Genomic DNA, 26,448 nt, shown 5'->3' on the forward strand with positions numbered 1-26,448 from the left:
CAAGGACATCCGCGAAACAGCGCACAGCCGTGCTTGACCACCTCGGATTGATACCGGCAAGATGACACGGCAAACGGTCATGACAGGCTCAACAGCGCACACCCAACGAGCGCAGCAAGGCAGCGGTCTCAAACAGCGGCAAGCCCATGATGCCTGAATAACTGCCCCGAATCTGCTCAATGTGGGCAGCTGCTCTGCCCTGCACCCCATAGGCCCCGGCCTTGCCCAGGGGCTCGCCCGTGGCCACATAGGCCTTGATCTGCGCAGCGGTCATGGGCGCAAAACGTACCCACGATTCGGAAACCGCGTCCACCCTCTGCTTGCCTTTTTGTACCGCGACAGCGGTCAATACCCGGTGAGATTGGCCCGCCAGCCGCTTGAGGATGCGCACCGCATCGGCTTCGTCAGCCGGTTTGCCCAAAATGTCACGGCCCAAGCACACGGTGGTATCGGCGCACAACACCGGCGCTGCGGGCAGGCCTTGGCGTTTCAAACGTTCCACAGCCGCATCCAGCTTGAGGCCCGTGACACGCGCCACATAACGCCCAGGCGCTTCTGCACCGCGCACCGACTCCAAAGACTCTGCGTCTTCTTCAGGGCCCGCCAAAAGCAGTTGGTGAGCCACGCCGATTTGGTCCAGCAATTGGCTGCGCCGTGGGCTTTGGGATGCCAGATAAATGAAGTCTCTCATTCGCGGTGGTAGGGATGGTTGGCGTTGATCGACCAGGCCCTGTAGAGCTGCTCAATCAAGAGCACCCGGGCCATGGCGTGGGGCAATGTCATGTCCGACAAGCGAATGCGCTCGTGGGCCGCTTGCCGAAACTCGGGCTCCAGCCCGTCGGGGCCGCCAATGACCAAGGCCACATCGTCACCACTGAGCTGCCAACTGGTCAGCCGTGTGGCCAGGGCCTGGGTGGTCAGGTGGGTGCCACGCTCATCGAGCACCACGATGCGGGTGCCGCGAGGAATGGCCGCTTCTATGCGCTGGCGCTCGGCGGCGTACAAGGTGGGCAGGGTTTTGGAGCCCCGGGGCTCGGTTTTCACGGCCTTGAGCTCGACCTTGAGCTCAGGCGGGAAACGTTTGGCGTAGTCGTCCCAGGCGGTTTGCGCCCAGTCGGGCACGCGCAGGCCGACCGCCACGATCAGCAGCTTCATGCAGGATCAATCGGCTTTGCGACGGGTCGCAGCTTGCACGGCCTTGCGCGCTGGGGCCTTTTTGACAGCGGATTTGGCCGCCGATTTGGCCGCAGGCTTGGCTGTTGGTTTGCCTACCGTCTTCACAGTGGGCTTGCTGGTTTTGGTAGCAGGCTTGGCCAAGGACTTGGCAGTGGGCTTGGCCACGGACTTGGCAGTGGGCTTGGCCGCAGATTTGGCTGCTGGCTTGGCCGCAGATTTGGCTGCTGGCTTGGCCGATTTGACCGGGGCTTTCAAGGCGGGCTTGGCCTTGCTGACGGGCTTGGCTGCTGGTTTGGCTGCAGCAGTTTTTGCTGGAGTGGTTTTGGCTGCACCGGTTTTGGCGCTGGCTTTAGCGCTTGATTTTTTGGCCACAGAGTTTTTGATGTGGCCTTTGACCTCGGCAGCGGCTGCAGGCTTGGGCGCACCGAACTTCAGGCGCACCGGTGTGCCACCCCATATTTCTTCGAGGTTGTAATAGGTGCGGATGGTGGGCTGCATGATGTGCGCCACGGCTTGGCCGCAGTCCACAATGATCCACTCGCCGTTGTCTTCGCCTTCCATTCGGGGCTTGCCAAATCCGGCTTCACGCACCTTGTCGCGCACACTCGCAGCCAAGGCCTTGGTCTGGCGATTGGAGGTGCCAGAGGCAATGATCACGCGCTCAAACAAGGGGGAAAGGTGTTCAGTGTCAAACACCTGAATGTCCTGGGCTTTCACATCTTCCAGCGCGTCGACAATGGCACGCTGGAGTTTTTGGGTGTCTTTTTTGGCAGCAGTTTCGGTCATCAATGGGGCCTGTAGAGGTGGTGTTCGTGAATATAGCGTTCAACAGCGGTAGGCACCAGACCTGAAATTGCTTGGTCTGTGGCCACGAGCACACGGATGTCCGTGGCGCTGTGGGGCATCAGCGGCATGTTCAAAATCTGAATGCGCGCTTCGATGGCGTCAGAAAGGGGCTGTGAAGGGGTGGAGCCGGAATCGCTCCAGGCCTTGACGCCTGTATCACGGCTTGCGGCGCAGATTATAGCGATGCGGCCGATTTCCTCGATTTGGTGCCAAGCCGCTAAAGAGCGCCGCTGGTCATTGCCGAGCAACAAATAAAGCTGAGCCTGCGGAAACTCGGCCTGCAAGTCATGCAAGGTGTCCACGGTGTAACTGGGGCCCGAACGCATGATTTCACGATCATCTACCACGACCCGGCTTTGCCCTTCAAAGGCCAATCGGGTCATGGCCAGGCGATGTGCTGCTTCACTCAAGGTGCGGGTCTTGTGCCAGGCCTGCCCCGTGGGCAAAACCCGGACTTGGTCCAGTTGCAACTGCGTCATCGCCGCATTCACCAGCGCCACATGGGCCTGATGCGGTGGGTCAAATGCACCGCCAAAGACGCCCAGGCGCTGCACACAAGGCGCTTGCGTCAAACCCAATCCTTGGGCACCAGAAAGTGGCTGAGCAAACGCGCTTCGGGCGAATCTGGCGGGTCTTGCCGCTGGTAAGACCAACGCACTTCCGGAGGCATGGACAGCAAGATGGATTCCGTGCGCCCACCCGATTGCAAGCCAAAATGTGTGCCCCTGTCCCAGACCAGGTTGAACTCGACATAGCGGCCCCGGCGATAGAGCTGAAAGTCGCGCTCGCGCTCGCTATAAGCCATGTCTTTGCGGCGCAGCACGATCGGCATGTAGGCGCTCAGCAAGGCGTTGCCCACGCTTTGCAGCATGGCAAAGCTTTGGTCCATGCCCAGCTCGGAAAAATCGTCAAAGAAAATGCCGCCCACACCGCGCTGCTCATGGCGGTGCTTGTTGGAAAAATAGTCATCACACCAGGTCTTGAAACGGGGGTGCAGACCTTCGCCAAATGGGGCCAGCGCATCCTTGCAAGTCTGATGAAAATGCACCGCATCTTCGTCAAAACCGTAGTAAGGGGTCAGATCCATCCCGCCACCAAACCAGGCCACAGGGGCCTTGCCTTCGGGCTTGGCCGCGATCGTGCGCACATTCATGTGCACCGTGGGCACATAGGGGTTGCGCGGATGAAACACCAAGGACACGCCCATGGCCTCAAAAGCGCAACCGGCCAACTCGGGGCGGTGCTGTGTGGCCGAGGGCGGCAATTGTGGCCCGGTCACATGAGAAAACCCGCATCCAGCACGCTCAAAAATGGGCCCACCTTCCAAAATCTGCGTGATGCCCTGGCCTTGCAACTTGTCGCCGGGATCTTTTTGCCAGTGGTCCACCAAGAAGGACGTGCCGTCCATGTCTGTCAAAGACTGGGTGATGCTGGACTGCAAGTTCACCAGGTACTGGCGCGCGGCGTTCAAATCAAAAATGTCGTTCATGAATGACCTTTGTTGGATTCTGTTGGTGCTGGCAAAGCCGTGCCAAGCCAAGGTTGCACGGGCCCCATTTGCTGTTCATGAAAGCCTTGCACCCCCTTAAATACCTGAGCCATGTGGGCATAGTCCTCTTCCACCCGGCCGGTCAGTTGATAGACATCCATCAGGGAAAAGGTGCGCCGTCCCCAATCAAACTTGACCAGCACCAGGGGCACATCGGCCTTCAGCGCCACTTGGTAAAAACCGCTGCGCCAGCCGGGGGTCAGGCTACGCGTGCCTTCAGGGGCCAGGCCCAACCACAGCAAGCGCCCCGACCTTTTGTACTGCTCGAACAGTTCCACCATGTCGCCCACCACGCCTTTGGGTGAGCTGCGGTCAATCGGCAAGCCCCCGACCCAACGAAGCCAAGCACCAAACACCGGAAACTTGAACAGCGAATCCTTGGCCCAGAATTTGGCCGGAATGCCCAAGCCCCATTTGGCCAGGATGCCAATCGGAAAATCCCAGTTGCTGGTGTGCGGGTAGACGATGGCCACACCCTGAAGTGTGGGAAAGCCCTCGAACTCCAGTTTCCAGCCCAGTATTTTCAAAATCCAGCGTGCAAAGCGAGACCCCTGAAACTTGACGGGGTGTGGGGCATGTCGTTCGTTCATGTTCGGACTATTGGGACTCAGTGTTTGATGGCACGATAGCCAATATCCTTGCGGTACTGCATGCCTTCAAAGCCAATGGTTTCAAGGGTTTCGTAGGCTTTTTGTTGGGCCTGTCGCACCGAATCGGCCAAGGCTGTGACACACAACACGCGGCCGCCAGAGGTGACCGTTTTACCGTCTTGCGCGGTGGTGCCTGCATGAAACACCATGGCGTCGTCGGCGTCCTTGGGCAGGCCGTTGATGACATCGCCTTTGCGGGGATTCATGGGATAGCCTGCAGCGGCCATCACCACACCCAGAGCCACACGGCGGTCCCACTCCATGTTGATCTTGTCCAGCCCCGATGAGGTAGCGGCCAGCATGACTTCCAGGAAGTCGGTCTTCAAACGCATCAGGATCGGCTGGGTTTCGGGGTCGCCCATGCGGCAGTTGAACTCCAGCGTTTTGGGGCGGCCCTGCTCGTCAATCATCAGCCCGGCATACAAAAAGCCGGTGTAGGGGATGCCGTCTTTTTCCATGCCCCGGATGGTGGGCAGGATCACCTCGCGCATGGCGCGGGCGTGCACTTCGGCCGTGACCACCGGTGCGGGCGAATAGGCTCCCATACCGCCCGTGTTGGGGCCCTGATCGGCATCCAGCAAGCGTTTGTGGTCCTGGCTGGTGGCCATGGCCGCCACGTTCTGGCCATCACAGATCACAATGAAGCTGGCCTCTTCGCCTTGCAAAAACTCTTCAATCACCACCCGTGCGCCGCCCTCGTTGTGCGCCACGCCCAGGGTGTTGTCCAGCAGCATGAAGTCAATCGCCTCATGCGCCTCGGCCAAGGTCATGGCCACCACCACACCTTTGCCTGCAGCCAGTCCGTCGGCCTTGACCACGATGGGCGCGCCTTTGCGCTCCACATAGGCGTGGGCCAGGGCCGCATCGGTGAAGGTGTCAAACTCAGCCGTGGGAATCTGGTGGCGGGCCATGAAGGCCTTGGAAAAGGCCTTGGAGCTTTCCAGCTGCGCAGCTTTTTGCGTGGGTCCAAAAATGCGCAAATCGTGCGCCCGGAAATCGTCCACGATGCCTGCGGCCAAAGGGGCCTCGGGACCGACCACAGTCAAACCAATCTGGTTGTCCAGTGCCCATTGCCGCAGCTGTGCAATGTCCGTGATGGGGATGTTGTGCAGCATGGCATCGCGGGCGGTGCCACCGTTGCCGGGGGCTACATACACCTGCTGCACACGGGGAGACTGGGCCAATTTCCAGGCCATGGCATGTTCACGGCCCCCATTGCCGACCACCAATACTTTCATCAGATTTCCTTATTCTTCGATGTCGGCGTTATGGAATACGTTTTGCACGTCGTCCAGATCTTCCAGAATGTCCAGAAGTTTTTGCATTTTTGCAGCATCTTCCCCGGTCAGGGCGATGGTGTTTTCAGCCCGCATGGTCACTTCGGCCATGTCAGCCACCAGGCCAGCGGCTTCCAGGGCATTTTTAACGGCTTCAAAGTCGGCGGGCGCGGTCAGCACCTCAATGGCACCCTCCTCATCGGTGATCACATCTTCGGCACCCGCATCCAAAGCCACTTCCATCACTTTGTCTTCGTCGGTGCCCGGGGCAAAAATCAGCTGACCGCAATTTTTGAACTGAAACGCCACTGAGCCCTCGGTGCCCAGATTACCGCCATGCTTGCTGAAGGCGTGGCGCATTTCGGCCACGGTACGCACCCGGTTGTCGGTCATGGTGTCGACAATGACGGCTGCGCCGCCGATGCCGTAGCCTTCGTAACGGATTTCTTCGTAGCTCACGCCTTCAAGGTTACCGGTGGCCTTGTCCACATTGCGCTTGATGGTGTCTGCCGGCATGTTGGCCGCTTTGGCCTTCTCGATGGCCAGGCGCAAACGTGGATTGGCGCTGACATCACCACCACCCGTGCGGGCGGCCACCATGATTTCACGGACCACGCGGGTCCAAATACGTTGCCTTTTTTCGTCTTGCCTGCCCTTGCGGTGCTGAATATTTGCCCATTTACTGTGGCCAGCCATCGGGAATTCCTTGATTGTTGATTTAACCTATGGGCTCAATTTTACTTTTGAAGCCAGGGAGCCTATTTTCATGTCTGAACCCATGCTGATTGCCAAAAACAAGCACGCCCTCTGCGAACTCTTGCCAAGCCTTGCCAACCGCCACGGCTTGATCACGGGGGCCACTGGTACGGGCAAAACCGTCACGCTGCAAACCCTGGCCGAAAACTTTTCGCGCATCGGAGTGCCGGTCTTCATGGCCGACGTCAAAGGCGACCTGACCGGGGTCAGCCAAGCGGGCAAGATCGGCGACAAGCTGGCCGCCGTGCTGCAAGACCGAGGGCTTTCGCTGCCCGAGCCCCTGGCCTGCCCCACCACTTTGTGGGACGTGTTTGGCGAGCAAGGACACCCAGTGCGCGCCACCATCTCCGACATGGGCCCCTTGTTGCTGACCCGCATGTTGGGGCTGAACGACACCCAGGCCGGGGTGCTGAACCTGGTGTTCAAGATCGCCGACGACAACGGTTTGCTGCTGCTGGACATGAAAGACCTGCGGGCCATGCTGCAGTACGTGGGGGATAACACCAAGCAGTTCACCACCGAGTACGGCAACATCAGCGCCGCCAGCATCGGGGCCATCCAGCGCGGCTTGGTGCAAATCGAGACCCAGGGCGGTGACCAGTTCTTTGGCGAGCCCATGCTCAACATTGAAGACTTCATGCAGACCGACGCGCAGGGCCAGGGGGTGGTGAACATCCTGGCGGCCGACAAGCTCATGAACTCGCCGCGCCTGTACGCCACCTTTTTGCTGTGGATGCTGTCCGAGTTGTTCGAAGTGCTGCCCGAAATCGGTGATCCGGAAAAGCCCAAGCTGGTCTTCTTTTTCGACGAAGCGCACTTGCTGTTCAAGGACGCGCCTGCGGTCCTGGTCGAGCGCATCGAGCTGGTGGTGCGACTGGTGCGCTCCAAGGGCGTGGGGGTCTACTTCGTCACGCAAAACCCGCTCGACATCCCCGACAGCGTGCTGGGCCAGTTGGGCAACCGGGTGCAACACGCCCTGCGCGCCTACACGCCGCGCGATCAAAAAGCCGTGAAATCGACCGCGCAAACCATGCGGCCCAAGGCGGGACTGGACATCGAAGCGGCCATCACCGAGCTGGCCGTGGGCGAGGCCTTGGTGAGTTTTCTGGACGCCAAGGGCCGCCCCTGCGAGACCGAGCGCGTGTTTGTGCTGCCCCCGGGCAGCCAGCTGGGCCCCATCACCCCCGCCCAGCGCCAGGGTTTGCTGAAAAACTCACTGGTTGCTGGGGTGTACGAAGCCGCGCAAGACCGCGAGTCGGCCTATGAAAAACTCAAAGGCTCGCCTGCTGCGACCGGCACATCAACCCCAACGGGTTCTGCCGAAACACCAGCCGATAGCGGATCAGGCCTAATGAACAGCGTGTCCGATTTCATCTTCGGCTCCACCGGCCCACGTGGTGGTCAACATGATGGGGTGGCGCAAATGGTGGTCAAAAGTGCGGTGCGCACCATGGGCTCGGCCATTGGGCGAGAAATTGTGCGTGGCGTTTTGGGTGGCTTACTGGGATCGGCAAGTGGAAAACGCAAGCGTTAATCAATGCCCCGAGAATGCCATCGGATTTATCCACACTCACCTCTAACAGGCTGCTGAAATACTACCCGACGAAAGCCCGCCTGAGCAAAGAAACAAGGGGCAAGACAAAGAGATTTTGCAAAAACGCAAAGAAGTAGTTTCTGAAGCGATTAACTACAGCAAGACGGGCCGAAGGAAGTCAAGGCAAACGCGCAACTGGGAGCACATCAAAGTGGTGTGACTAAACCCGCCGAGGGAGCAACTGAGGTCATCAGAAAAAAGGCTTAAGCCGTTTATAAAACCGGACAACTTTGTTAACAAACACCGACAGCGCCTCTCCCGTGAGCGCCTTGTCGCAACTAAGAAAAACTCAACGCCAAGCGTTGCAATCAACCAGGGGGTGCCACTCACAGGTATCTCCAAAATTCACAGCGAGCAGGACGATCTGCTGGCGGTGATGAACATCAGAAAGCCCGAGCAGGATACTCAATTGAGCCTGTTACAGTGGAAACTTTGAAGCGGTTTCTAATGAGTCGTCCCTGAAAAATTCACTTTCAGACCAGGGTCAAGTTCATTGATCCGGACTTGACCGAGGGACCCATAAAAAACTGCCGCAATCGGTGGCCCAACTCCCCCAAAGCGGTGGACAAAAGTAGGCGCAAAAAAAGGCTGATGCCCTTTTTTACGATCATGCGCAGCAGCCACCGAATGTTGTAACCGGCTGCGCACAGCACTGCGTGCAAACTGTCGCCCAGTGACCCTTTCAGGTGGCACCGGTTCATTCGGTGATCTGCTTTCAAGTGTCCAATGATGGGCTCGATGGCTTGTCGGCGCTTGAGATCTTTTTTGTCTTCATCCGTCAGACTTTTGAATTTGCCCCGGTGCTTGATGTCTATGTCGGGGTTGGCTTTGTCCACCCCCCGGTAGCCTAGGTCAACGATCGCCTTGTTCGGCTTGGTGTCCAGGGCTTGCATGAGGATGCTGGCTTGTTCCACTTGCTCGCTGAGCGTGTGTCCGTCGTACGGATTGCCTGGGAAGGCTCTGGCACCCACGATCAAAGTGCCTTGGAGTGTGGTGGCAATGCCCACCTTCACACCAAATTCATACGGGTTGCGGCTCTTGCCTTTAGAGATGCACTCCACTTCCGGGGCGTGCCAGCTGTACAGCTTGGGTTGTTTGTCTTGCGCCTTTTTGCTGCGCGATTGGGCGATCAACCGTTTGGCTTTGCCGATGCTCACGCCCAAAGCGTCTTGAACGGCTTGGCTCAAAGTCGTCATCTTGCGTGCGATCTCGCGGTGCAATCGGCCCACGATGGTGGCTTGGCGTTTGATGGCCTTGCGCATGCGTTTGAACTGGCGGGCATGGGCGTAGCGCCCAGCCTTGTAGCCCAGCAGTTGTCCCTCTTTGGCGTAGGTTTGCTTGAGCTCGATGCCCTGGGCCTTGGCCGCTTCGACCAGTTTGACGCGAGCGGTCTCCAACAACTTGCTGTCAGTAGGGTGGGCGATGGCTTTCTCTTGAACAGTGGAGTCGACAATGATTTGACTGAGCTCTTTCTTGGCAATCAGCTTCAAGGTCACGGCCACCTCTACCGTGCGGGCCAAGAGTTCTTCCACGCCTTCTTCGCCCAGCAGCTTGCGGAACTTGACCAGTTGGGTTGGGTCGCAAGGCCAGCGGTGTTCAAAGTACTCGTTGCCAGAAAAGTATTGCCAAGTGGGTGTTTCGCCCCAGCGCTGGATGAGGTCTTCATCGCTTTCGTTGAAGGCGTGTTTGAGGTACAGCAGGGCGACCATCAGGCGGGTGGGCAAGCGGGGGCGGCCGGCATTGGAGACGCCAGCACCGGCAATCACTTCGGTCGCACCAAACAAGTCTGAGTCTTCGATCTTCTTGCCAGCGCGCACCTGGCGGGCAAAGAGGTGGGCCAATGAGGCTTCGATTTCTTGCCAAGGCATGCGGTTGGCCAAAACGGCCAGTGGATGACGCAGATCGATCATTTGATCGAGGCGGTTGCGAAAGAAATCGGCGGTGATGGACATATGGGCCTCAAAAACTCCCAGAAAACAGGCTCCATTGAATATCAATGTGGGAGTTTTGAACATTGGGAATGACCCTGAAAGCAAGCATTCATGCGGGTTTCAGGGGTTTCTCAGGGACGACCACTTAAGGCGTTTCGTGTCGAACTCGGGTAAACCAAGCCAAACTCATTCGCCTAGCCAAGAGTCCAGACCGCAACCTCAGCTGGGCATGCCAACTCCATGCGAGGCATTGGGATTGGCACATCTTGCACTTTTTCCTTGTGGATACCTCTGAAGGTATTCACATTCAACACGACGAAGTTGCGAAGCCACGCCTTATAGACGACGAATCAAAATAGAATTTTTATTCAAAAAAGGTCACAGGACCTTTTTTGATTTTAATAGACAAATATATATTTTTCACTCAAAATATAATTCAGAAACATTTATCAACGAGGCAGCTTAATATCTGACCTCTTTATCCACTCATTATTAGCAACCACTTTTTTATAACTAAGAGTATTACACTCACCCGACTTCATGTACATCGTGCATACATATTTATAAGTTTGAACAAGTACCATTTCACCTTTAACTTCCAAAACCAATCCTTGTTTTATATCGTCCCCAATTTTTACATTTCTGATTAGTTTTAATAAATCAGAATCTCTTGTCTTTTGATTTTCAATAGCTTGTTCTTGTTGTTTTTGTGCGGCAACCTTTCCATCACGCACCCATTTTTCTGTTTTTTCATTCTGACGTTTTGCTTCTTCAGTCAATTTTCCGTAGACTTCATAAGCGTCCCTAACTGCAAGGTCCCAATCCTCTCCTTCCCCTTGAACCAGTATATATTTTCCATCGGAAACACTACGCATAGAATTAGCAATGTTTGCATCAGCACCCACTCTTGGGAGCATTCTCAAAATATTATCTCTATCGTATTCTGAAAATCGAGAAACATCTTTGTATGAATATTTATCACTTGAAACAAATTCTCCATGATTGCTATTCGCAGGTACAATCAGAACGGGCCTTGTAACACCAATGTGTGTAATTTGTATATTTTTATTTTTGTGAAATATAGAATCACGGCATACCCAATCAGAGTCCGACCGATCTGTTTTTTGAATTTTAGGTTTTGTAACTATTGATATATTTTTGTATTTGAATTCCGAAAAATATTTCATCTCAGATTGATCACGCAAACTACCAACACATGAATACAAGCTTAAAATTTGTTGAAAATTTGGAAGACGCCATTTTTCGCCTGTTATTTTATTTTGCTTATCTATATAAACAACAGCCTCTGCCCAATTCTTAAATTTCTCGCGATCGGAGACACATACACCTTGAGATTGATCAAATTTTTCAATTAATTGACATGATTTCCACTTTAGCCCAGTAATTTTATCTTCATAGGTATCTGACACGGGTAACGAATTATATTCAATAATTGTGAATAATCCCTGATCATTTTTTTGACTACCAACCATATCAGATGCTGGTTGACAAAACGCATTAATTGACGAAAAAACAATTAACAAAAAAATTGATATATTTTTCATTTCAACCCCGAGAAGACAGTAAAGAGGAGCTGTATGGTATCAATTTTTATCTAATAACTAGTTAAATTAGATATGAATGTAACAAAAATTTACTCTTTCAGCATATGAAAAATACCTGAATCCGTGACTTGATGCGCAAAAAAGTGAATTTTACCTATTGAAATCAACAACTTAACCGTCATGTACTTATCACCCCGCAGGTGATTCTTCCCATGACCGATTTCATTATCAGGAAACTCCCCTACGACCTCAGCTCCCATGCCGGTCTGGCCCTTGTCGGTCAATATCTCAAGCGCATCAACTTCAGCGCCCTCGTTGACCCCAAGTTTCCCGTGCGCTCGGGCGTTGCCAACAGCGACATCGTGCGCTCCTACTTGGGCCTTCTGTGCTTGGGCAAGAACGATTTCGACGCCATCGAAAGCTTTCGCACCGATGCCTTTTTCATGCGCTCTTTGGGTCTCAAAACCGTGCCTTCCAGTCCCACGCTGCGCCAACGCATGAATGCACAAGCACTGGACTGGTTTGATTTGGCAGCGGAGCTGAACACCGCACTTTTGAGCAGCCGCATCAACGGCCAGCCTATTGACTTTGGACGCTTGCCCTGTGGCTACACGGCGCTGGACATCGACACATTCGCCATGGACAACAGCGGCACCACTAAAGAGCTGGTGGGGCGCACCTATGCAGGCGTTGACGGCTATTGCCCGCTGGCCGCCTATCTGGGCACTGAGGGCTATTGCCTGGAGCTGGCTTTGCGCCCTGGCACCCAGCACTCGGCCAGCGAGAGCGAGTACAACCTTGAGCGTGTCTTGCCCATGGCAGCCAGCTTGGTAGACACCCCTTTGCTGGTGCGCGCCGACTCGGGCTTTTGCTCGCTCAAGCTGATGCGGGCCATCTGCGCGCAGGGCCAGGGGCGCAAGCATGCCATGGCCTTCATCATCAAGTGGAATCCCCGCACCACACCCGTGGAGACCATCGCCGCCAAAAGGAACGCAGACCCCACAGTGCAGTGGTGCCTGGAGCGCCAAGGCAAGCGCTTTTGCGTGTGGCAAGAGGCTCTGGCACTACAGGGCGTGGGCACCCAGAAGTGCCCTGCGCGGCGCATTTATCGCTTGACTGAGCGCACCATTAACAAGCACGGCCAGCCTCTCTTGTTGCCCGAGTACGTGCTTGAAGGTTGGACGACCACGTTGGATGCAAGCTTTGAGCCCGCGCAAGTGATAGCGCTGTACTGTGATCACGCCACGCACGAGCAGTTTCACTCCGAGTTCAAGTCCGACATGGATTTGGAGCGTTTGCCCTCGGGCAAATTCGACACCAACTATTTGGTGTGCCAGTTGGCTGCGGTGGCGATGAATTTGCTGCGCTTGATAGGCCAGCACACCTTGAACGAGCCGGGCTCGCCGGTACGCCACAAAGCCAAGCGCAGGCGCATCAAAACGGTGCTGCAGGAGTTGATGTTCAAGGCCGCCCGGCTGATTCGGCATGCCGGTCAGTTGGTGCTGGGTATGGGGCGCAACGATGGGGCGTTTGAGGTGTTTGCGATGCACTACGGGCAATTGCGGGGCACGTAGTACAGGCGTTACCGGCAACACCATTTATGACGGAGCAAACCCAGTCGCATAAAAGCGGCGGGGATGAGTGCATCCAAAATCAGGCAAGGCACACGGCAATAGACCTGAGCGGGCGAAAACAGGTGTGGAACAAGCACGGGAAAGCGATGTGCAAGCGTGTTTCACTGAGAAAGTGGCCTTGTTTGGAGTAAATCCAGAAAGTGAGATTGGGACTCAAGCTTTGGTCACGGATTCAGGAAATATTTAACTCAAAAAGAGGCCCAAACGGGCCTCTTTTGTGGGCCGTTTCCAGCATGGCGGCATCAACCCGCTGTGGCCTCTTCTGGCTCGGCGGGCTCCGAACGCGAAGAGCGGCTGTCCTTTTTCGGGTTGGGCATGATGTCCAGCAAGACCTCGTCCTTGTCGTCGATGTCCACCGTGAGGCGGCCACCTTCGGTCAGGCGACCGAACAGCAATTCGTCGGCCAAGGCCTTGCGGATGGTGTCCTGGATCAGGCGCTGCATGGGGCGTGCCCCCATGAGCGGGTCGAAGCCCTTCTTGGCCAGATGCTTGCGCAGCTTGTCGGTGAAGGTGACGTCCACCTTCTTTTCACCCAGTTGCTGCTCCAATTGCAGCAAGAACTTGTCGACCACGCGCAGGATGATCTGCTCATCGAGCGGCTTGAAGCTGACGATGGCGTCCAGGCGGTTGCGGAACTCGGGGGTGAAGAGGCGCTTGATGTCGCCCATCTCGTCGCCCGCCTGGCGTGGGTTGGTGAAGCCAATGGTGGCCTTGTTCATGGTTTCGGCGCCCGCGTTGGTCGTCATGACGATGATGACGTTGCGGAAGTCGGCCTTGCGCCCGTTGTTGTCGGTCAGCGTGCCGTGGTCCATGACCTGCAGCAACACGTTGAAGATCGCGGGGTGCGCCTTTTCGATTTCATCGAGCAGCAGCACGCAATGCGGCTTTTTGGTCACCGCTTCGGTCAACAGGCCCCCTTGGTCAAAACCCACATAACCCGGAGGCGCGCCGATCAGGCGGCTCACCGCGTGCTGCTCCATGTACTCGGACATGTCAAAGCGGATCAACTCAATGCCCATGATGTAGGCCAGTTGCTTGGCCGCCTCGGTCTTGCCCACGCCCGTGGGGCCCGAGAACAGGAAGGAGCCAATGGGCTTGTCAGTTTTACCCAAGCCCGAACGCGCCATCTTGACAGCAGAAGAGAGCACTTCAAGCGCCTTGTCCTGGCCAAACACCACCGACTTGAGGTCACGCTCGATGGTTTGCAGCTTGCTGCGGTCGTCGTTGGACACATTCGCTGGCGGAATGCGTGCAATCTTGGCCACGATGTCTTCGATCTCGGCCTTGCCAATGGTCTTTTTGCGTTTGGATGCGACCTGTATACGCTGCGCAGCACCAGCTTCGTCGATGACATCAATTGCCTTGTCGGGCAACTGGCGGTCATTGATGAACTTGGCCGACAGCTCGGCAGCGGCCTGCAAGGCTGCGATCGTGTATTTGACGCTGTGGTGATCTTCAAAACGGCTCTTGAGGCCTTTGAGGATGTCCACGGTCTCTGTCACCGTCGGTTCGACCACATCCACTTTTTGGAAACGACGCGAGAGGGCCGCGTCCTTTTCGAAGATACCTCGGTACTCGGTGAAAGTCGTCGCACCAATGCACTTGAGCTGACCACTGGACAGCGCAGGCTTGAGCAAGTTGGAGGCATCAAGCGTCCCGCCTGAAGCGGCACCCGCACCGATCAAGGTGTGGATTTCGTCAATGAACAGGATGGCGTGCGGCTTGTCCTTGAGTGACTTGAGCACGCCCTTGAGGCGCTGCTCAAAGTCGCCACGGTATTTGGTGCCCGCCAGCAAGGCCCCCATATCCAGCGAATACACCGTGGCTTCGGCCAGGATGTCGGGCACAGTGCCTTGGGTGATGCGCCAGGCCAAGCCCTCTGCAATCGCGGTTTTACCGACACCGGCCTCACCCACCAGCAGCGGGTTGTTCTTGCGACGGCGGCACAGAATCTGAATCGTGCGCTCCACCTCGTACTCGCGCCCAATCAGGGGATCAATCTTGCCGTCCTTGGCCGCCTGATTCAGGTTGTTGGTGTATTGCTCCAGGGGTGACGCTTTTTCACTGCGCTCGCCACCCTGCCCGCCTTCTTCACTTTCGCTGCTGGCTGGACTTTCAGCCGATTTGGCCGCTTCTGGCGGGTCGCTCTTGCGGATGCCGTGGGCAATGAAGTTGACCACGTCAAGGCGCGTGATGCCCTGCTGGTGCAGGTAATAAACGGCGTGCGAGTCTTTCTCGCCAAAGATGGCCACCAGCACGTTGGCGCCGGTCACCTCTTTTTTGCCACTGCCAGTGGACTGAACATGCATGATGGCACGCTGAATCACGCGCTGAAAACCCAAGGTAGGCTGGGTGTCCACCTCTTCGGTTCCCGCGACCTGTGGCGTGTTGTCCTTGATGAAATTGCTCAAGGCTTTGCGCAAATCATCGATGTTGGCGGCGCAAGCGCGCAAAACTTCAGCAGCACTGGGGTTGTCCAGCAATGCCAAGAGCAGGTGCTCGACTGTGATGAATTCGTGGCGCTGCTGACGGGCCTCAACAAAGGCCATGTGCAAACTGACTTCCAATTCTTGGGCAATCATGTGATTTCCTTTTGCCTTGCTTGAGAGATAAAAACGATGTGGGGTGATTTGCCCACTATTCAATGGGCTCGCTGACACATTGCAACGGGTGCCCGGCTTGTCGGGCCGTATCCAGCACCTGGTCAACCTTGGTGGCCGCCACGTCGCGTGAATAGACCCCACAGACGCCTTTGCCGTCCAAATGGATCTTGAGCATGATCTGGGTGGCCGCTTCGCGGTCTTTGCCAAAAAATTCCTGAATCACCATGACCACGAATTCCATGGGGGTGAAGTCATCGTTGAGCATGGCCACCTGATACATCTGGGGTGGCTGAATTTTCTGGGTATGGCGCTCAAGCACGACAGCATCGCCACCATCCGGGGAGCGAGGTACTACTGGCGGCAGCGCTGGATTTGGAGGTTTTTTCGTTGCCATGAATTCATTCTATAGAGGCTTTGAAGTCCTTTTGTGCAAAGCTCATAAAAGACTTCTTCGATCTGCGTATAAACCCCAATCCTCGGGGAAAACCTCTCATTGACAAATACGACAAGCACGCCTCAAATTGGTGCAAACAAATGATGGAGACGTCGCATGCCCAGCGGTACAGTCAAGTGGTTCAACGATGCAAAAGGTTTCGGTTTCATTGAGCCTGACGGCGGCGGACCCGATGCTTTTGCTCATTTTTCGGCCATCCAGGCCGAAGGCTACAAAAGCTTGAAAGAAGGCGCTCGGGTGACTTTCGAGCTTGCACAGGGCAACAAAGGCATCATGGCCGCGAATATCCGGGCTGAAAACGGTGCCGAGCAATCCTTAACAGCCTTGGCCAGCGAAATCCCCATTCCCACGGCCTGATCAGCTCGGCAGGTCGGGGCCTGCAGACCATGACGACTTGCCTTTATGCTTGAGGGCTTATCGCCAGCGCGCGAAATGATTCGCACCATGACCCCACGCCCAATGTTCACCCTTCAGACTTTTCACCAAGTAGCCGCCCGGCTGATCACTACAGCCTGCTTGCTGGGCAACCTGCACAGCCAAGCACAGCCCGCACCGCAACTTCATCTGACCCGCACCAAATTGAGTGCAGGCATGCATGTCATGGACGTGCAGTTGGCTCAAACGCCCGAACAACGCCAAATTGGACTCATGTCACGCAAGGACATGCCTCAGCACGAAGGCATGTTGTTCGTGTTTGAACAGCCGGCCATGCAATGCTTCTGGATGCGTAACACCCTGATTCCCTTGACGGCCGCCTTTGTGGAAGATGACGGCACGATTGTCAATCTGGCGGACATGAAGCCTCAAAGCGATGATTCTCATTGCTCGGCCAAGCCCGTGCGCTTTGTGTTGGAAATGAACGCAGGCTGGTTTGCCAAAAGGCAAATCAAGGCGGGCTACAAAATCCGTGGTGATGTGTTCACGCGCTGAGGCGCCAACTTGGCTCTACCTTCAGAGCGCCTCAAACGCCCCAGACCATATCCACATCTTGAGCCTGGCAACGCTCCAGCATGTTGATCATGGGGCGGGCTCTTTGCGCCAGGCGAACGGGGTCCAGTTGAATTTCTTGTGAGTCATCCGCCGGAGCAACACCTGCCTGCGCTTGTTCAGAGCGCAACCTTCGGGCAGTTTCGTCCTGGGCCACAGCAGCCTCGAGCGAAGCCATCGCCCCTGCCAGATTTTGGGCCAGGACAATGCCCTTGACGGGATCATCACCCAACATGATCTTGAGCAGCCTGCGTGCATCCGCCTCCAGCATGATGAGGTCGCTGGTGGCTTGTGACTTGAATTTGAACAACATGACGCAACTCCTGAGAATGACTGTTCAGGGCCTGCCCAACTCCGTCACATCATCTTCGTCAACGGGGTCACCCTGAATCAAGGCCTTGAGTTTATGACTGGCATGGAAGGTCGCCACACGACGTGCATCAATAGGAATCAATTCTCCCGTCCTGGGATTGCGTCCAGGACGAGCTGCTTTGGTGCGAATCTGAAAATTGCCAAAACCAGAAATCTTCACATCCTCACCGGAGATCAGGTTCTCGACCACCAAGTCAAAAAAAGCATCCACCATGTCTTTGGACTCGCGCTTGTTCAAACCAATCTGGTCAAACAGCAAATCGGCCAATTGCGCCTTGGTCAGCGCGGGGGTCTCCAGAGATTCAAAACTGATTTGCATGTGCGCGCTCCAAGTAGGTATCCAGGCGCATCAGCCGCGCAGCCGAGCGCCAAGTTCGGTGCCCAGCTGCTGAACCACTGCTGTCATGACAGCCTCGATTTGAGCATCGGTCAGCGTGGCTTCGTCGCTGTGCAAACTCAAGCGCACCGCCAGGCTCTTCTCGCCCATTGCCAAGCCGCCGGTCGATTCGGCTTTGGGGCGGTAAATGTCGAACAACACCGCATCCCGCAGCAAACCCTGGGTGGGTGCCGCGTGGATGGCCGCCATCAATTGGCCATGCGTGACGTGCTCATTCACGATGACCGCGATGTCGCGCTCCACCGACTGGTGCTTCGCCACCGCTTGCGCCACAGGCACATTTCGGACCGTGACAGCATCCAGTGACAACTCAAACACCACAGGCGCACTGGTCAGCTCCCAGGCCTGACGCCAGCGAGGGTGCAACTCGCCCACATGGCCGATCACCACGCCAGCCATCTGCACTTGGGCAGAGCGGCCCGGGTGCAAGGCGGGATGCTCGGCGGCCACAAAGGTCACTTTGCTTGGGGCCAACAGCTTTTCCACATCGGCTTTGACGTCGTAAAAATCAACGTTTCGAGCCTTACCCTGCCATCCCAAAGGCTCGACCGGGCCCCAGGCCATACCTGCCACGCGCATGGGCTGATCGAACCCTTCGACGGTGGTGTCGCTGTTCTGGACAGCAGCGTTGCGCAAAAACACTCGCCCCAGCTCGAACACGCGCACGCGGTCGGCCTTGCGATCGGCGTTGAACTTGACCACCTGCAACAGCGAGCCAATCAGGCTCGATCGCATCACGCTCATCTGGCTGGCAATCGGGTTGAGCAGGCGGATCGGGCTGGCGTTGCCCGCCAAGTCTTTTTCCCAAGATTCCTCGACAAAGCTGTAGTTGATGGTTTCTTGATAACCCAAAGCGGCAATCGCACGTCGCACGGTCGACGGGCTGCGCTCAGTCTCTGGGCGCACTTTGGCGGTGATGGGGGCCAGCGGTGGCGTCGTAGGCAGGTTGTTGTAGCCCACCATGCGGGCCACTTCTTCGATCAGGTCTTCTTCGATTTGCAAATCAAACCGGAAACTGGGCGGCGTCACGGTGACGGTGCCCTCGCCTTCGGCCACTTGCAGACCCAGACCCCGCAAGGCATCGGCGCATTGCTGCTGGGTCAAAGGCATGCCAATCACCTTGACCGCACGGGCCACGCGCAGGGTGACGGGGGTGATCGCTGGAATGTTCAGAATCTGGTCATCGATGGGGCCGACCTGTGTCTCGGGCGTGCCGCAAATGTCGAGCACCAGCTGGGTGATGCGCTCGATGTGCTCCACCGTCAGCTGCGGGTCCACGCCGCGTTCAAAGCGGTGGCCTGCATCGGTCGAGAAGTTGAAGCGGCGCGAGCGGCCCGCAATCGAGGTGGGCCACCAGAAAGCGGCTTCGATGTAGATGTTTTGGGTGTCATCGGACACGGCGGTGGCGTCGCCACCCATGATGCCCGCCAAGGACTCGACCTGGCTGTCGTCAGCAATCACGCCGACCTTGTCGTCCACGGTCACGGTATTGCCGTTGAGCAGTTTGAGCGACTCACCGGGCTGGCCCCAGCGTACCTGCAGGCCACCATGGATCTTGTCGAGGTCAAAAATGTGCGAAGGCCGGCCAAACTCGAACATCACGTAGTTGGAGATGTCCACCAGGGGGCTCACGCTGCGCTGACCACAACGGGCCAGGCGGTCCACCATCCACTGCGGGGTCTGCGCCTTCGTGTTCACGCCCTTCACAACGCGGCCACTGAAGCGGCCGCACAGGTCGGGGGCCTGCACATTCACGGCCAGCTTGTCGCTGATCTGCGTAGCCACTGCCGGAAAAGTCGGGGCCTTCAAAGGCGCTCCGGTCAGGGCCGACACTTCGCGGGCGATGCCGTACACGCTCAAGCAATGCGCCAGATTGGGCGTGAGCTTGAGCGTCATCAGGGTGTCGTCCAGGTTCAAGTACTGGCGGATGTTCTGTCCCAAAGGCGCATCTGCGGGCAATTCCAGGAGACCGCCGTGGTCGTCGGCGATCTGCAATTCTTTGGCCGAGCACAGCATGCCCTGGCTTTCAACGCCGCGCAGCTTGCCGACCTTGATGACGAAAGGCTTGCCGTCATCACCCGGTGGCAACTCAGCGCCCACCACGGCGCACGGCACGCGAATGCCAACGCGGGCATTGGGCGCGCCACACACGATGTTGAGCAAAGCGCCCTGCCCCACGTCCACCTGGCAAACGCGCAGGCGGTCGGCGTTGGGGTGCTGCACGGCTTCCATGATTTCACCGACCACGATCTTTGTGAAAGGAGGCGCCACAGGCTCGAGCTCTTCCACTTCGAGACCGGCCATGGTCAAGGTATCGGCCAGCTGCTGGGTGGTCAGCGACGGGTTGCAGAACTCGCGCAACCAGGATTCGGGAAATTGCATGACTCTTGTCTCGTGTATCGGACTTGGGAGGGAATTACTGGAACTGGCTCAGGAAGCGCACATCGCCGTCAAAGAACAGGCGCAAGTCGTTCACGCCGTAGCGCAGCATGGTGAAGCGGTCCATGCCCATGCCAAAGGCAAAACCGATGAAGCGCTCGGGGTCAAGGCCCATGTTGCGCACCACGTTCGGGTGCACCTGGCCGGAGCCACCCACTTCAAGCCAACGACCCGCCAGAGGGCCTGCTTGGAACTGAATGTCGATCTCGGCGCTGGGTTCAGTGAAGGGGAAAAAGCTGGGACGGAAGCGCAAGACCAAGTCATCGCTTTCGAAGAAGGTGCGGCAGAAATCGGTGACCACCACCTTCAGGTCTTTGAAGCTCACGTTCTCACCGATCCACAGGCCTTCGCACTGGTGGAACATGGGCGAATGGGTCGCATCGCTGTCCACACGGTAGGTGCGGCCCGGCGCAATGACGCGAATTTCAGGCATGGCCTGACCAGCATCAATTTGGTTGCGGTAACGCTTGACGTGCTGCACTGCATGGCGGATTTGCATGGGGCTGGTGTGCGTGCGCAGCAGGTGACCACCTTCCACATAGAAGGTGTCGTGCATGGAACGTGCCGGGTGATCTTCGGGCGTGTTGAGCGCGGTGAAGTTGAACCAGTCGGTTTCGATCTCGGGGCCTTGGGCGACTTCGAAGCCCATGGAGCCAAAAATGTTTTCGACGCGCTCGAGCGTGAGCGAGACGGGGTGCAAGCCACCTGAGTTGGCACTGCGGCCCGGCAGCGTCACATCAAGTGCTTCTGCCTTGAGTTGCGCTTGCAACTCGGCATCGGCCAGCGCTTGGCGTTGCGCGTTGAGCGCAGCCTCGATCGCTTGCTTGGCGATGTTGATGGCGGCACCGCGGGTTTTCTTGTCTTCCACGCTCAGAGCGGCCATGCCCTTCATCAGCTCGGTGATGCGACCGGCTTTACCCAAAAATTGGGCCTTGGCGTTTTCGAGATCAGCAGGTGTCAGTGCCTGCACAAAACTCTGGCGGGCGGATTCGACCAGGGTGTCCAGCTCGTTCATGATGGGAATTTCGTAGATGACAAAATAAAAAAGGGATTGAAGCTTTTGTGAGCCTCAATCCCTTTGATCGAGTGCGTGGCACAGGCCCGAGGGCCCATGTCACTCATGGACTCAAGCTGCGGCCAATTTGGCTTTGACTTGGTTCACGATGCCAGCAAAAGCGGCCTTGTCGTGCACGGCGATGTCCGCCAGCATCTTACGGTCGATTTCGATGGCAGCCTTCTTCAGGCCGTTGGCGAACTGGCTGTAGGTCAGACCGCATTCACGCGCAGCGGCGTTGATACGAGCAATCCACAACTGACGGAACACACGCTTTTTGGTGCGGCGGTCACGGTAGGCGTATTGGCCGGCCTTCATCACCGCCTGTTTGGCGATGCGGAAGACATTGCCGCGGCGACCGCGGAAACCTTTTGCAAGGGCCAAAACTTTCTTGTGACGGGCGCGTGCCGTTACACCACGTTTAACGCGAGGCATATTTATTCTCCTTGTTCGTCAGTAATTACAGGCCAGCCATGGGCAGCATTTGTGCGATGTGACCCATATTGGTCTCATGCACAGCCACTGCACCGCGAAGGTGGCGCTTGTTTTTGGTGGTCTTCTTGGTCAGGATGTGACGTTTGAAGGCTTGGCCGCGTTTAACGGTTCCACCGGGACGAACACGGAAGCGCTTTTTAGCACTGCTTTTGGTCTTCATCTTGGGCATTTGAATGCTCCTTTAATTGTGCTCGTGAGGCGTCTGCAATATCTTTGCAGCCTTGATGGCCCCGAGCCACTTTTAACAAGAGTCACTTTCAAGCGACTCTTGACCTGACCAGCCCAAAAGCTGGACAAATTCTTTTTTACGCCGATTCAGCAGGTGCAGAAGCGTCTACAGCTTTGCCCCCGCTTGCAGGTTTTTTACGTCCTGGCGCAATCATCATGATCATCTGGCGGCCTTCCAGTTTTGGAAACTGCTCCACGATGATCGAATCGGCCAACTCGTCGCGGATCCGATTCAACAAGGCCAAACCCAACTCCTGGTGGGTGATCTCGCGACCACGAAAACGCAGGGTGATTTTGCATTTGTCGCCATCTGCCAAAAAGCGGCGGATGTTGCGCATCTTGATGTGGTAGTCACCATCGTCCGTACCCGGGCGGAATTTGACTTCCTTGATGTCAATCACCGTTTGCTTGGCTTTGGCTTCCGCCGCACGCTTTTGCTCTTGGTACTTGAACTTGCCGTAGTCCATCAAACGACAAACTGGCGGATTGGCGGTGGCGGCGATTTCAACCAGGTCCACGTCCAATTCACCTGCCATGCGCAGGGCTTCTGCCAGAGACAAGATGCCCAACGGCTCGTTTTCAGGACCGGAAACACGGACCTCAGGGGCCATGATTTCACGGTTCAAACGGTGTTTACGTTCTTCGCGTTGGCGACGATCACGAAATTCGGTAGCGATGACTCAATCCTTTACGGAATAAAACTGCGATATGCAGCCCATCCATCTTTGTGCCCACGGGCCAAAGCTTGTGGCGAAACTCACCTTCAGGCTTTAGAAGCGATGTCGGCAGCAATGAGTTCAATGAACGCATCGATCGACATCACACCGAGGTCTTTGTTGCCTCGGGCGCGCACTGCGACGGTACCTGCTGCCTTTTCTTTGTCACCAGCGACGAGGATGTAAGGCAGCTTTTGCAACGAATGCTCGCGTATTTTATACGTGATTTTCTCGTTACGCAGGTCCAACTCGACCCTAAGGCCTTGATTTGACACTGATTTGTGCAATTTTGCAGCGATTTCACGACAGTAATCGGCCTGTGCATCGGTGATGTTGAGCACCGACACCTGAACGGGAGACAGCCACGTCGGCAAGGCACCTGCGTGTTGCTCAATCAAAATGCCAATAAATCGCTCCATGCTGCCTACGATGGCGCGATGCAAGATCACGGGACGCTGGCGCGAGCCGTCTTCGGCCACATATTCAGCATCCAGGCGCTCTGACAAATTGAAGTCCACCTGAATAGTGCCGCACTGCCACTCCCGACCAATCGCGTCTTTCAATGTGTATTCAATCTTGGGGCCATAAAAAGCACCATCCCCTTCAGAAATCACAAAATCGCAACCCGAGTGGCGCAAGCTGTCCATCAAGGCTTTTTCAGCCTTGTCCCACAACTCGTCAGAACCAATGCGGGCAGCAGGACGTGTGGACACCTTGTACAGGATGTCAGTGAATCCGAAATCGGCATACACCTTTTTGAGCACTTTCGTGAAGGTGTCGCACTCGGGCAGGATCTGGTCTTCAGTGCAGAAGATGTGGCCGTCGTCCTGCGTGAAGCCGCGCACGCGCATGATGCCGTGCAAGCCGCCCGAAGGCTCGTTGCGGTGGCATTGGCCAAATTCGCCATAGCGCAAAGGCAGATCGCGGTAACTCTTGATGCCTTGCTTGAAGATCAGGATATGACCCGGGCAGTTCATCGGTTTGAGGGCGTAGTCGCGCTTTTCCGACTCGGTCGTGAACATGTTGTCGCGGTACTTGTCCCAGTGACCGGTTTTTTCCCACAGGGTTTTGTCCAAGATTTGGGGACCTTTGACTTCCTGGTAGCCGTTGTCACGGTACACCTGACGCATGTACTGCTCAATGGTTTGCCAGACTGTCCAGCCCTTGGGATGCCAGAAAACCAGGCCTGGGGCATGCTCGTCAATGTGGAACAGGTCAAGCTCGCGGCCCAGCTTACGGTGGTCGCGCTTTTCGGCCTCTTCCAGACGGGTCAGGTACTGCTGCAAGTCTTCCTTGCTGGCCCAGGCTGTGCCATACACACGCTGGAGCATTTCATTCTTGCTGTCGCCGCGCCAATAGGCACCGGCCACCTTCATCAACTTGAAGTGCTTGAGCTTGCCGGTGCTGGGCACGTGGGGGCCGCGGCACAGGTCTTCGAATATGCCTTCACGGTAAAGACTCACGTCTTGATCAGCGGGGATACTGGCAATGATTTCGGCTTTGTAGTGCTCGCCCAAGCTCTTGAAATAGGCCACAGCTTCATCGCGCGGCAAAACACGGCGCACCACAGGCTCGTCCTTGTTGGCCAGTTCGGTCATGCGTTTTTCAATGGCGACCAAATCTTCTGGCGTGAAGGGGCGGCTGTACGAAAAGTCGTAATAAAAGCCGTTTTCAATGACGGGACCAATCGTGACCTGCGCCTGCGGAAACAGGTCCTTGACGGCATAAGCCAGCAAGTGCGCAGTGGAGTGGCGGATCAGGTCCAGACCTTCAGGGTCTTTGGCGGTCACGATGGCCAAGTTGGCATTGGCCGACATGCTGAAACTGGTGTCTACCAATTGGCCATTGACTTTGCCGCCTAAAGCCGCTTTGGCCAAGCCAGCGCCAATGGATGCGGCCACATCAGCCACGGTCACGGGACCGGGAAATTCACGCAATGAACCGTCGGGAAGAGTGATCTGAACCATGAGTTTGCAAGTAAAAAAGCGCGGCATAGGCCGCGCTTGGGGGAAATGACTAAACGCTGAGGCCAGATTTTACGCCGCCCTCGCCTTCAGCATCCCAAAGTTGATCAGTGGAACTGCTCTTCTTCAGTCGAACCGGCCAAGGCTTTCACGGATGACGAGCCGCCCTGGATCACGGTGGTCACGTCATCGAAATAGCCTGCGCCGACTTCTTGCTGGTGAGACACGAAGGTGTAGCCTTTGTCACGTGCTGCAAATTCAGGCTCTTGCACCATGTTGACGTAGTGCTTCATGCCTTCGCCGTTGGCGTAGGCGTTGGCGAACTGGAAGGTGTTGTACCAGTTGATATGGATACCCGCCAAGGTGATGAACTGGTATTTGTAGCCCAATGCAGACAAGTCTTCCTGGAAAGAAGCGATCTGGCTGTCGTTGAGGTTTTTCTTCCAGTTGAACGATGGCGAGCAGTTGTACGACAGCAGCTTGCCGGGACATGCAGCGTGCACGGCTTGGGCGAATTCGCGGGCAAAGCCAATGTCTGGCACACCAGTCTCGCACCACACCAAGTCGGCGTAAGGCGCGTAAGCCACGCCACGGCTGATGGCTTGTTCCAGACCGTTTTTGACGCGGTAGAAACCTTCTTGGGTGCGCTCGCCGGTCAAGAATGGCTTGTCGTTGGCGTCGTGGTCAGAAGTGATCAAGTTGGCCGCTTCTGCGTCGGTGCGAGCCAACACAATGGTGGACACGCCCATGACGTCAGCCGCGAAACGCGCCGAAATCAACTTTTCGCAAGCTTCTTGCGTGGGCACCAAGACTTTGCCACCCATGTGGCCGCATTTCTTGACGGCAGCCAATTGGTCTTCGAAGTGCACACCAGCAGCGCCGGATGCGATCATGTTCTTCATCAGTTCGAAAGCGTTCAACACGCCACCGAAACCAGCTTCTGCATCGGCCACGATGGGCAGGAAGTAATCGATGAATTCTTTGTCGCCGGGGTTGATGCCACGGCCCCACTGGATTTCGTCGGCGCGCTTGAATGTGTTGTTGATGCGGCGAACCATGGTGGGCACCGAGTCGTAGGCGTAGAGCGACTGGTCGGGGTACATGGTTTCAGACGTGTTGCCATCAGCGGCGACTTGCCAGCCCGACAGGTAAACGGCTTCCAAGCCAGCTTTGGCTTGTTGCATGGCTTGACCGGCAGAGATAGCGCCGAAGGCGTTGACGTAGCCTTTCTTGGCGCCGCCGTTGACCTTTTCCCACAGCTTCTCAGCGCCGCGCTTGGCCAAGGTGTGCTCGATAGGCATGCTGCCACGCAGACGCACGACGTCTGCAGCGGAATAACCGCGCTTGACACCCTTCCAACGGGGATTCGTCGCCCAGTCTTTTTCGAGAGCGGCGATTTGCTGTTCACGGCTGAGTTGTTGAGTGATGTCTGCTGGCATGGAAAACTCCTGTGGTCAAGTTGAAATCAGGCGATGTGGGCAGTGGTTTCTGCTTTGTCGATGTTTGAATCTTAACTCTTCTACAAGACCTTTATCCATTCTTATGTCTTATATAAGACATTTTTTTATTTCATAAAAATCAATAGCTTACGGAAAATATTTCTCAATATGAAATCCTCTTTTTCATATTGAAAAATATTTGCCTTACTCACCCTCAGAAAATCCCACATCATGAAATAAATTGCTCAAATGATGAAATGCCATGCGGGTCTTCACCCTTCATTCGAGAAGATGGACGTTTTCTCCCTGTGAGGCAGGCCTC

General features: G+C 56.2%; 25 protein-coding genes. 4 read left to right on the plus strand and 21 right to left on the minus strand.

Features of this window, described 5'->3' with window-relative positions; translation table 11 throughout:
• Positions 1–88 precede the first annotated feature (88 nt).
• Genes H663_RS22855 through H663_RS22890 form a run of 8 tightly spaced genes read right to left on the minus strand, consistent with a single transcriptional unit; the run spans position 89 to position 6,194 of the window.
• On the minus strand, positions 89–691 hold the full coding sequence (locus H663_RS22855) for a Maf family protein (RefSeq protein WP_053175931.1): 603 nt from the start codon (positions 689–691) through the stop codon (positions 89–91).
• A complete protein-coding gene (gene rlmH, locus H663_RS22860) occupies positions 688–1,155 on the minus strand; it encodes a 23S rRNA (pseudouridine(1915)-N(3))-methyltransferase RlmH (RefSeq protein WP_053175929.1) in 468 nt (155 codons plus the stop codon). Before rlmH ends, H663_RS22855 begins: the two co-directional genes overlap by 4 nt.
• Positions 1,156–1,161: 6 nt before the next feature.
• The gene (gene rsfS / locus H663_RS22865) at positions 1,162–1,962 is read right to left on the minus strand and encodes a ribosome silencing factor (protein WP_053175927.1); all 801 of its coding nucleotides are present in this window, start codon (positions 1,960–1,962) and stop codon (positions 1,162–1,164) included.
• Entirely contained in the window at positions 1,962–2,594 is a 633-nt protein-coding gene (nadD, locus tag H663_RS22870; RefSeq protein ID WP_420844030.1) for a nicotinate-nucleotide adenylyltransferase, read from the minus strand. The genes rsfS and nadD overlap by 1 nt, the downstream gene beginning before the upstream one ends.
• A complete protein-coding gene (gene hemF / locus H663_RS22875; protein ID WP_053175925.1) occupies positions 2,591–3,511 on the minus strand; it encodes an oxygen-dependent coproporphyrinogen oxidase in 921 nt (306 codons plus the stop codon). Before hemF ends, nadD begins: the two co-directional genes overlap by 4 nt.
• Positions 3,508–4,161, minus strand: coding sequence for a 1-acyl-sn-glycerol-3-phosphate acyltransferase (locus H663_RS22880; protein ID WP_053175923.1), 654 nt, complete (start codon positions 4,159–4,161; stop codon positions 3,508–3,510). The genes hemF and H663_RS22880 overlap by 4 nt, the downstream gene beginning before the upstream one ends.
• 17 nt (positions 4,162–4,178) lie before the next feature.
• The gene (purD, locus tag H663_RS22885) at positions 4,179–5,459 is read right to left on the minus strand and encodes a phosphoribosylamine--glycine ligase (RefSeq protein WP_053175921.1); all 1,281 of its coding nucleotides are present in this window, start codon (positions 5,457–5,459) and stop codon (positions 4,179–4,181) included.
• Between the two features lie 9 nt (positions 5,460–5,468).
• A complete protein-coding gene (locus H663_RS22890) occupies positions 5,469–6,194 on the minus strand; it encodes a YebC/PmpR family DNA-binding transcriptional regulator (RefSeq protein ID WP_053175918.1) in 726 nt (241 codons plus the stop codon).
• Positions 6,195–6,264: 70 nt separating this feature from the next.
• Here H663_RS22890 and H663_RS22895 point away from each other — a divergent pair, with 70 nt between their 5' ends.
• Entirely contained in the window at positions 6,265–7,788 is a 1,524-nt protein-coding gene (locus tag H663_RS22895) for a helicase HerA-like C-terminal domain-containing protein (RefSeq protein WP_053175916.1), read from the plus strand.
• Positions 7,789–8,321: 533 nt separating this feature from the next.
• Here the strand turns inward: H663_RS22895 and H663_RS22900 are convergent.
• Together H663_RS22900 and H663_RS41235 are read right to left on the minus strand one after the other, a co-directional pair.
• Positions 8,322–9,800 carry an IS5 family transposase gene (locus H663_RS22900; protein WP_240620325.1) on the minus strand — a complete coding sequence of 493 codons (1,479 nt, stop codon included), beginning with the start codon at positions 9,798–9,800 and terminating at the stop codon, positions 8,322–8,324.
• Between the two features lie 428 nt (positions 9,801–10,228).
• Positions 10,229–11,344, minus strand: a complete 1,116-nt coding sequence (locus tag H663_RS41235; RefSeq protein WP_133239949.1) for an Lcl C-terminal domain-containing protein — start codon at positions 11,342–11,344, stop codon at positions 10,229–10,231.
• A 212-nt stretch (positions 11,345–11,556) separates the two neighbouring features.
• On the opposite strand from H663_RS41235, the gene H663_RS22905 reads away from it, so the two are divergent.
• The gene (locus H663_RS22905; protein WP_053175914.1) at positions 11,557–12,918 is read left to right on the plus strand and encodes an IS1380 family transposase; all 1,362 of its coding nucleotides are present in this window, start codon (positions 11,557–11,559) and stop codon (positions 12,916–12,918) included.
• Positions 12,919–13,220: 302 nt separating this feature from the next.
• On the opposite strand, the gene clpA is transcribed toward H663_RS22905, so the two are convergent.
• Entirely contained in the window at positions 13,221–15,560 is a 2,340-nt protein-coding gene (gene clpA / locus H663_RS22910) for an ATP-dependent Clp protease ATP-binding subunit ClpA (protein ID WP_053175912.1), read from the minus strand.
• A gap of 55 nt (positions 15,561–15,615) precedes the next feature.
• A complete protein-coding gene (gene clpS, locus H663_RS22915; RefSeq protein ID WP_053175911.1) occupies positions 15,616–15,975 on the minus strand; it encodes an ATP-dependent Clp protease adapter ClpS in 360 nt (119 codons plus the stop codon).
• Positions 15,976–16,131: 156 nt separating this feature from the next.
• On the opposite strand from clpS, the gene H663_RS22920 reads away from it, so the two are divergent.
• Complete coding sequence (locus tag H663_RS22920; RefSeq protein ID WP_053175909.1) at positions 16,132–16,392, plus strand: cold-shock protein; 261 nt, start codon at positions 16,132–16,134, stop codon at positions 16,390–16,392.
• An 87-nt stretch (positions 16,393–16,479) separates the two neighbouring features.
• Complete coding sequence (locus H663_RS22925; RefSeq protein WP_205872664.1) at positions 16,480–16,965, plus strand: DUF192 domain-containing protein; 486 nt, start codon at positions 16,480–16,482, stop codon at positions 16,963–16,965.
• A 31-nt stretch (positions 16,966–16,996) separates the two neighbouring features.
• Here H663_RS22925 and H663_RS22930 read toward each other — a convergent pair whose 3' ends face one another.
• The 9 genes from H663_RS22930 to aceA form a co-directional block, all read right to left on the minus strand.
• Positions 16,997–17,335, minus strand: a complete 339-nt coding sequence (locus tag H663_RS22930; protein WP_053175905.1) for a DUF1840 domain-containing protein — start codon at positions 17,333–17,335, stop codon at positions 16,997–16,999.
• Positions 17,336–17,359: 24 nt separating this feature from the next.
• On the minus strand, positions 17,360–17,713 hold the full coding sequence (locus tag H663_RS22935) for an integration host factor subunit alpha (protein WP_053175902.1): 354 nt from the start codon (positions 17,711–17,713) through the stop codon (positions 17,360–17,362).
• A gap of 30 nt (positions 17,714–17,743) precedes the next feature.
• Positions 17,744–20,173 carry a phenylalanine--tRNA ligase subunit beta gene (pheT, locus tag H663_RS22940; protein WP_053175901.1) on the minus strand — a complete coding sequence of 810 codons (2,430 nt, stop codon included), beginning with the start codon at positions 20,171–20,173 and terminating at the stop codon, positions 17,744–17,746.
• Between the two features lie 34 nt (positions 20,174–20,207).
• On the minus strand, positions 20,208–21,245 hold the full coding sequence (locus H663_RS22945; RefSeq protein ID WP_053175899.1) for a phenylalanine--tRNA ligase subunit alpha: 1,038 nt from the start codon (positions 21,243–21,245) through the stop codon (positions 20,208–20,210).
• 111 nt (positions 21,246–21,356) lie between these two features.
• Positions 21,357–21,719: a 50S ribosomal protein L20 gene (gene rplT / locus H663_RS22950; RefSeq protein ID WP_026036460.1), complete on the minus strand. Its 363-nt coding sequence runs from the start codon at positions 21,717–21,719 to the stop codon at positions 21,357–21,359.
• A 25-nt stretch (positions 21,720–21,744) separates the two neighbouring features.
• Complete coding sequence (rpmI, locus tag H663_RS22955; protein ID WP_019428895.1) at positions 21,745–21,948, minus strand: 50S ribosomal protein L35; 204 nt, start codon at positions 21,946–21,948, stop codon at positions 21,745–21,747.
• Positions 21,949–22,084: 136 nt separating this feature from the next.
• Positions 22,085–22,684: a translation initiation factor IF-3 gene (infC, locus tag H663_RS22960; RefSeq protein ID WP_083451314.1), complete on the minus strand. Its 600-nt coding sequence runs from the start codon at positions 22,682–22,684 to the stop codon at positions 22,085–22,087.
• A gap of 86 nt (positions 22,685–22,770) precedes the next feature.
• Positions 22,771–24,690, minus strand: a complete 1,920-nt coding sequence (gene thrS / locus H663_RS22965) for a threonine--tRNA ligase (protein WP_053176934.1) — start codon at positions 24,688–24,690, stop codon at positions 22,771–22,773.
• 104 nt (positions 24,691–24,794) lie between these two features.
• Positions 24,795–26,126 (minus strand): isocitrate lyase, encoded by a 1,332-nt coding sequence (gene aceA / locus H663_RS22970; RefSeq protein ID WP_053175895.1) that lies wholly within the window; start codon positions 26,124–26,126, stop codon positions 24,795–24,797.
• Positions 26,127–26,448: the final 322 nt, after the last annotated feature.

It is taken from the genome of Limnohabitans planktonicus II-D5 (assembly GCF_001270065.2).
Classification (GTDB): Bacteria; Pseudomonadota; Gammaproteobacteria; order Burkholderiales; family Burkholderiaceae_C; genus Limnohabitans_A; species Limnohabitans_A planktonicus.

Excerpts from the sequence above, each read along its gene's own strand:
- H663_RS22855 (WP_053175931.1), bottom strand. The coding sequence starts at position 691 with ATGAGAGACTTCATTTATCTGGCATCCCAAAGCCCACGGCGCAGCCAA.
- rlmH (WP_053175929.1), bottom strand. The coding sequence starts at position 1,155 with ATGAAGCTGCTGATCGTGGCGGTCGGCCTGCGCGTGCCCGACTGGGCG.
- rsfS (WP_053175927.1), bottom strand. The coding sequence starts at position 1,962 with ATGACCGAAACTGCTGCCAAAAAAGACACCCAAAAACTCCAGCGTGCC.
- hemF (WP_053175925.1), bottom strand. The coding sequence starts at position 3,511 with ATGAACGACATTTTTGATTTGAACGCCGCGCGCCAGTACCTGGTGAAC.
- H663_RS22880 (WP_053175923.1), bottom strand. The coding sequence starts at position 4,161 with ATGAACGAACGACATGCCCCACACCCCGTCAAGTTTCAGGGGTCTCGC.
- purD (WP_053175921.1), bottom strand. The coding sequence starts at position 5,459 with ATGAAAGTATTGGTGGTCGGCAATGGGGGCCGTGAACATGCCATGGCC.
- H663_RS22890 (WP_053175918.1), bottom strand. The coding sequence starts at position 6,194 with ATGGCTGGCCACAGTAAATGGGCAAATATTCAGCACCGCAAGGGCAGG.
- H663_RS22895 (WP_053175916.1), top strand. The coding sequence starts at position 6,265 with ATGTCTGAACCCATGCTGATTGCCAAAAACAAGCACGCCCTCTGCGAA.
- H663_RS22900 (WP_240620325.1), bottom strand. The coding sequence starts at position 9,800 with ATGTCCATCACCGCCGATTTCTTTCGCAACCGCCTCGATCAAATGATC.
- H663_RS41235 (WP_133239949.1), bottom strand. The coding sequence starts at position 11,344 with ATGAAAAATATATCAATTTTTTTGTTAATTGTTTTTTCGTCAATTAAT.
- H663_RS22905 (WP_053175914.1), top strand. The coding sequence starts at position 11,557 with ATGACCGATTTCATTATCAGGAAACTCCCCTACGACCTCAGCTCCCAT.
- clpA (WP_053175912.1), bottom strand. The coding sequence starts at position 15,560 with ATGATTGCCCAAGAATTGGAAGTCAGTTTGCACATGGCCTTTGTTGAG.
- clpS (WP_053175911.1), bottom strand. The coding sequence starts at position 15,975 with ATGGCAACGAAAAAACCTCCAAATCCAGCGCTGCCGCCAGTAGTACCT.
- H663_RS22920 (WP_053175909.1), top strand. The coding sequence starts at position 16,132 with ATGCCCAGCGGTACAGTCAAGTGGTTCAACGATGCAAAAGGTTTCGGT.
- H663_RS22925 (WP_205872664.1), top strand. The coding sequence starts at position 16,480 with ATGACCCCACGCCCAATGTTCACCCTTCAGACTTTTCACCAAGTAGCC.
- H663_RS22930 (WP_053175905.1), bottom strand. The coding sequence starts at position 17,335 with ATGTTGTTCAAATTCAAGTCACAAGCCACCAGCGACCTCATCATGCTG.
- H663_RS22935 (WP_053175902.1), bottom strand. The coding sequence starts at position 17,713 with ATGCAAATCAGTTTTGAATCTCTGGAGACCCCCGCGCTGACCAAGGCG.
- pheT (WP_053175901.1), bottom strand. The coding sequence starts at position 20,173 with ATGCAATTTCCCGAATCCTGGTTGCGCGAGTTCTGCAACCCGTCGCTG.
- H663_RS22945 (WP_053175899.1), bottom strand. The coding sequence starts at position 21,245 with ATGAACGAGCTGGACACCCTGGTCGAATCCGCCCGCCAGAGTTTTGTG.
- rplT (WP_026036460.1), bottom strand. The coding sequence starts at position 21,719 with ATGCCTCGCGTTAAACGTGGTGTAACGGCACGCGCCCGTCACAAGAAA.
- rpmI (WP_019428895.1), bottom strand. The coding sequence starts at position 21,948 with ATGCCCAAGATGAAGACCAAAAGCAGTGCTAAAAAGCGCTTCCGTGTT.
- thrS (WP_053176934.1), bottom strand. The coding sequence starts at position 24,690 with ATGGTTCAGATCACTCTTCCCGACGGTTCATTGCGTGAATTTCCCGGT.
- aceA (WP_053175895.1), bottom strand. The coding sequence starts at position 26,126 with ATGCCAGCAGACATCACTCAACAACTCAGCCGTGAACAGCAAATCGCC.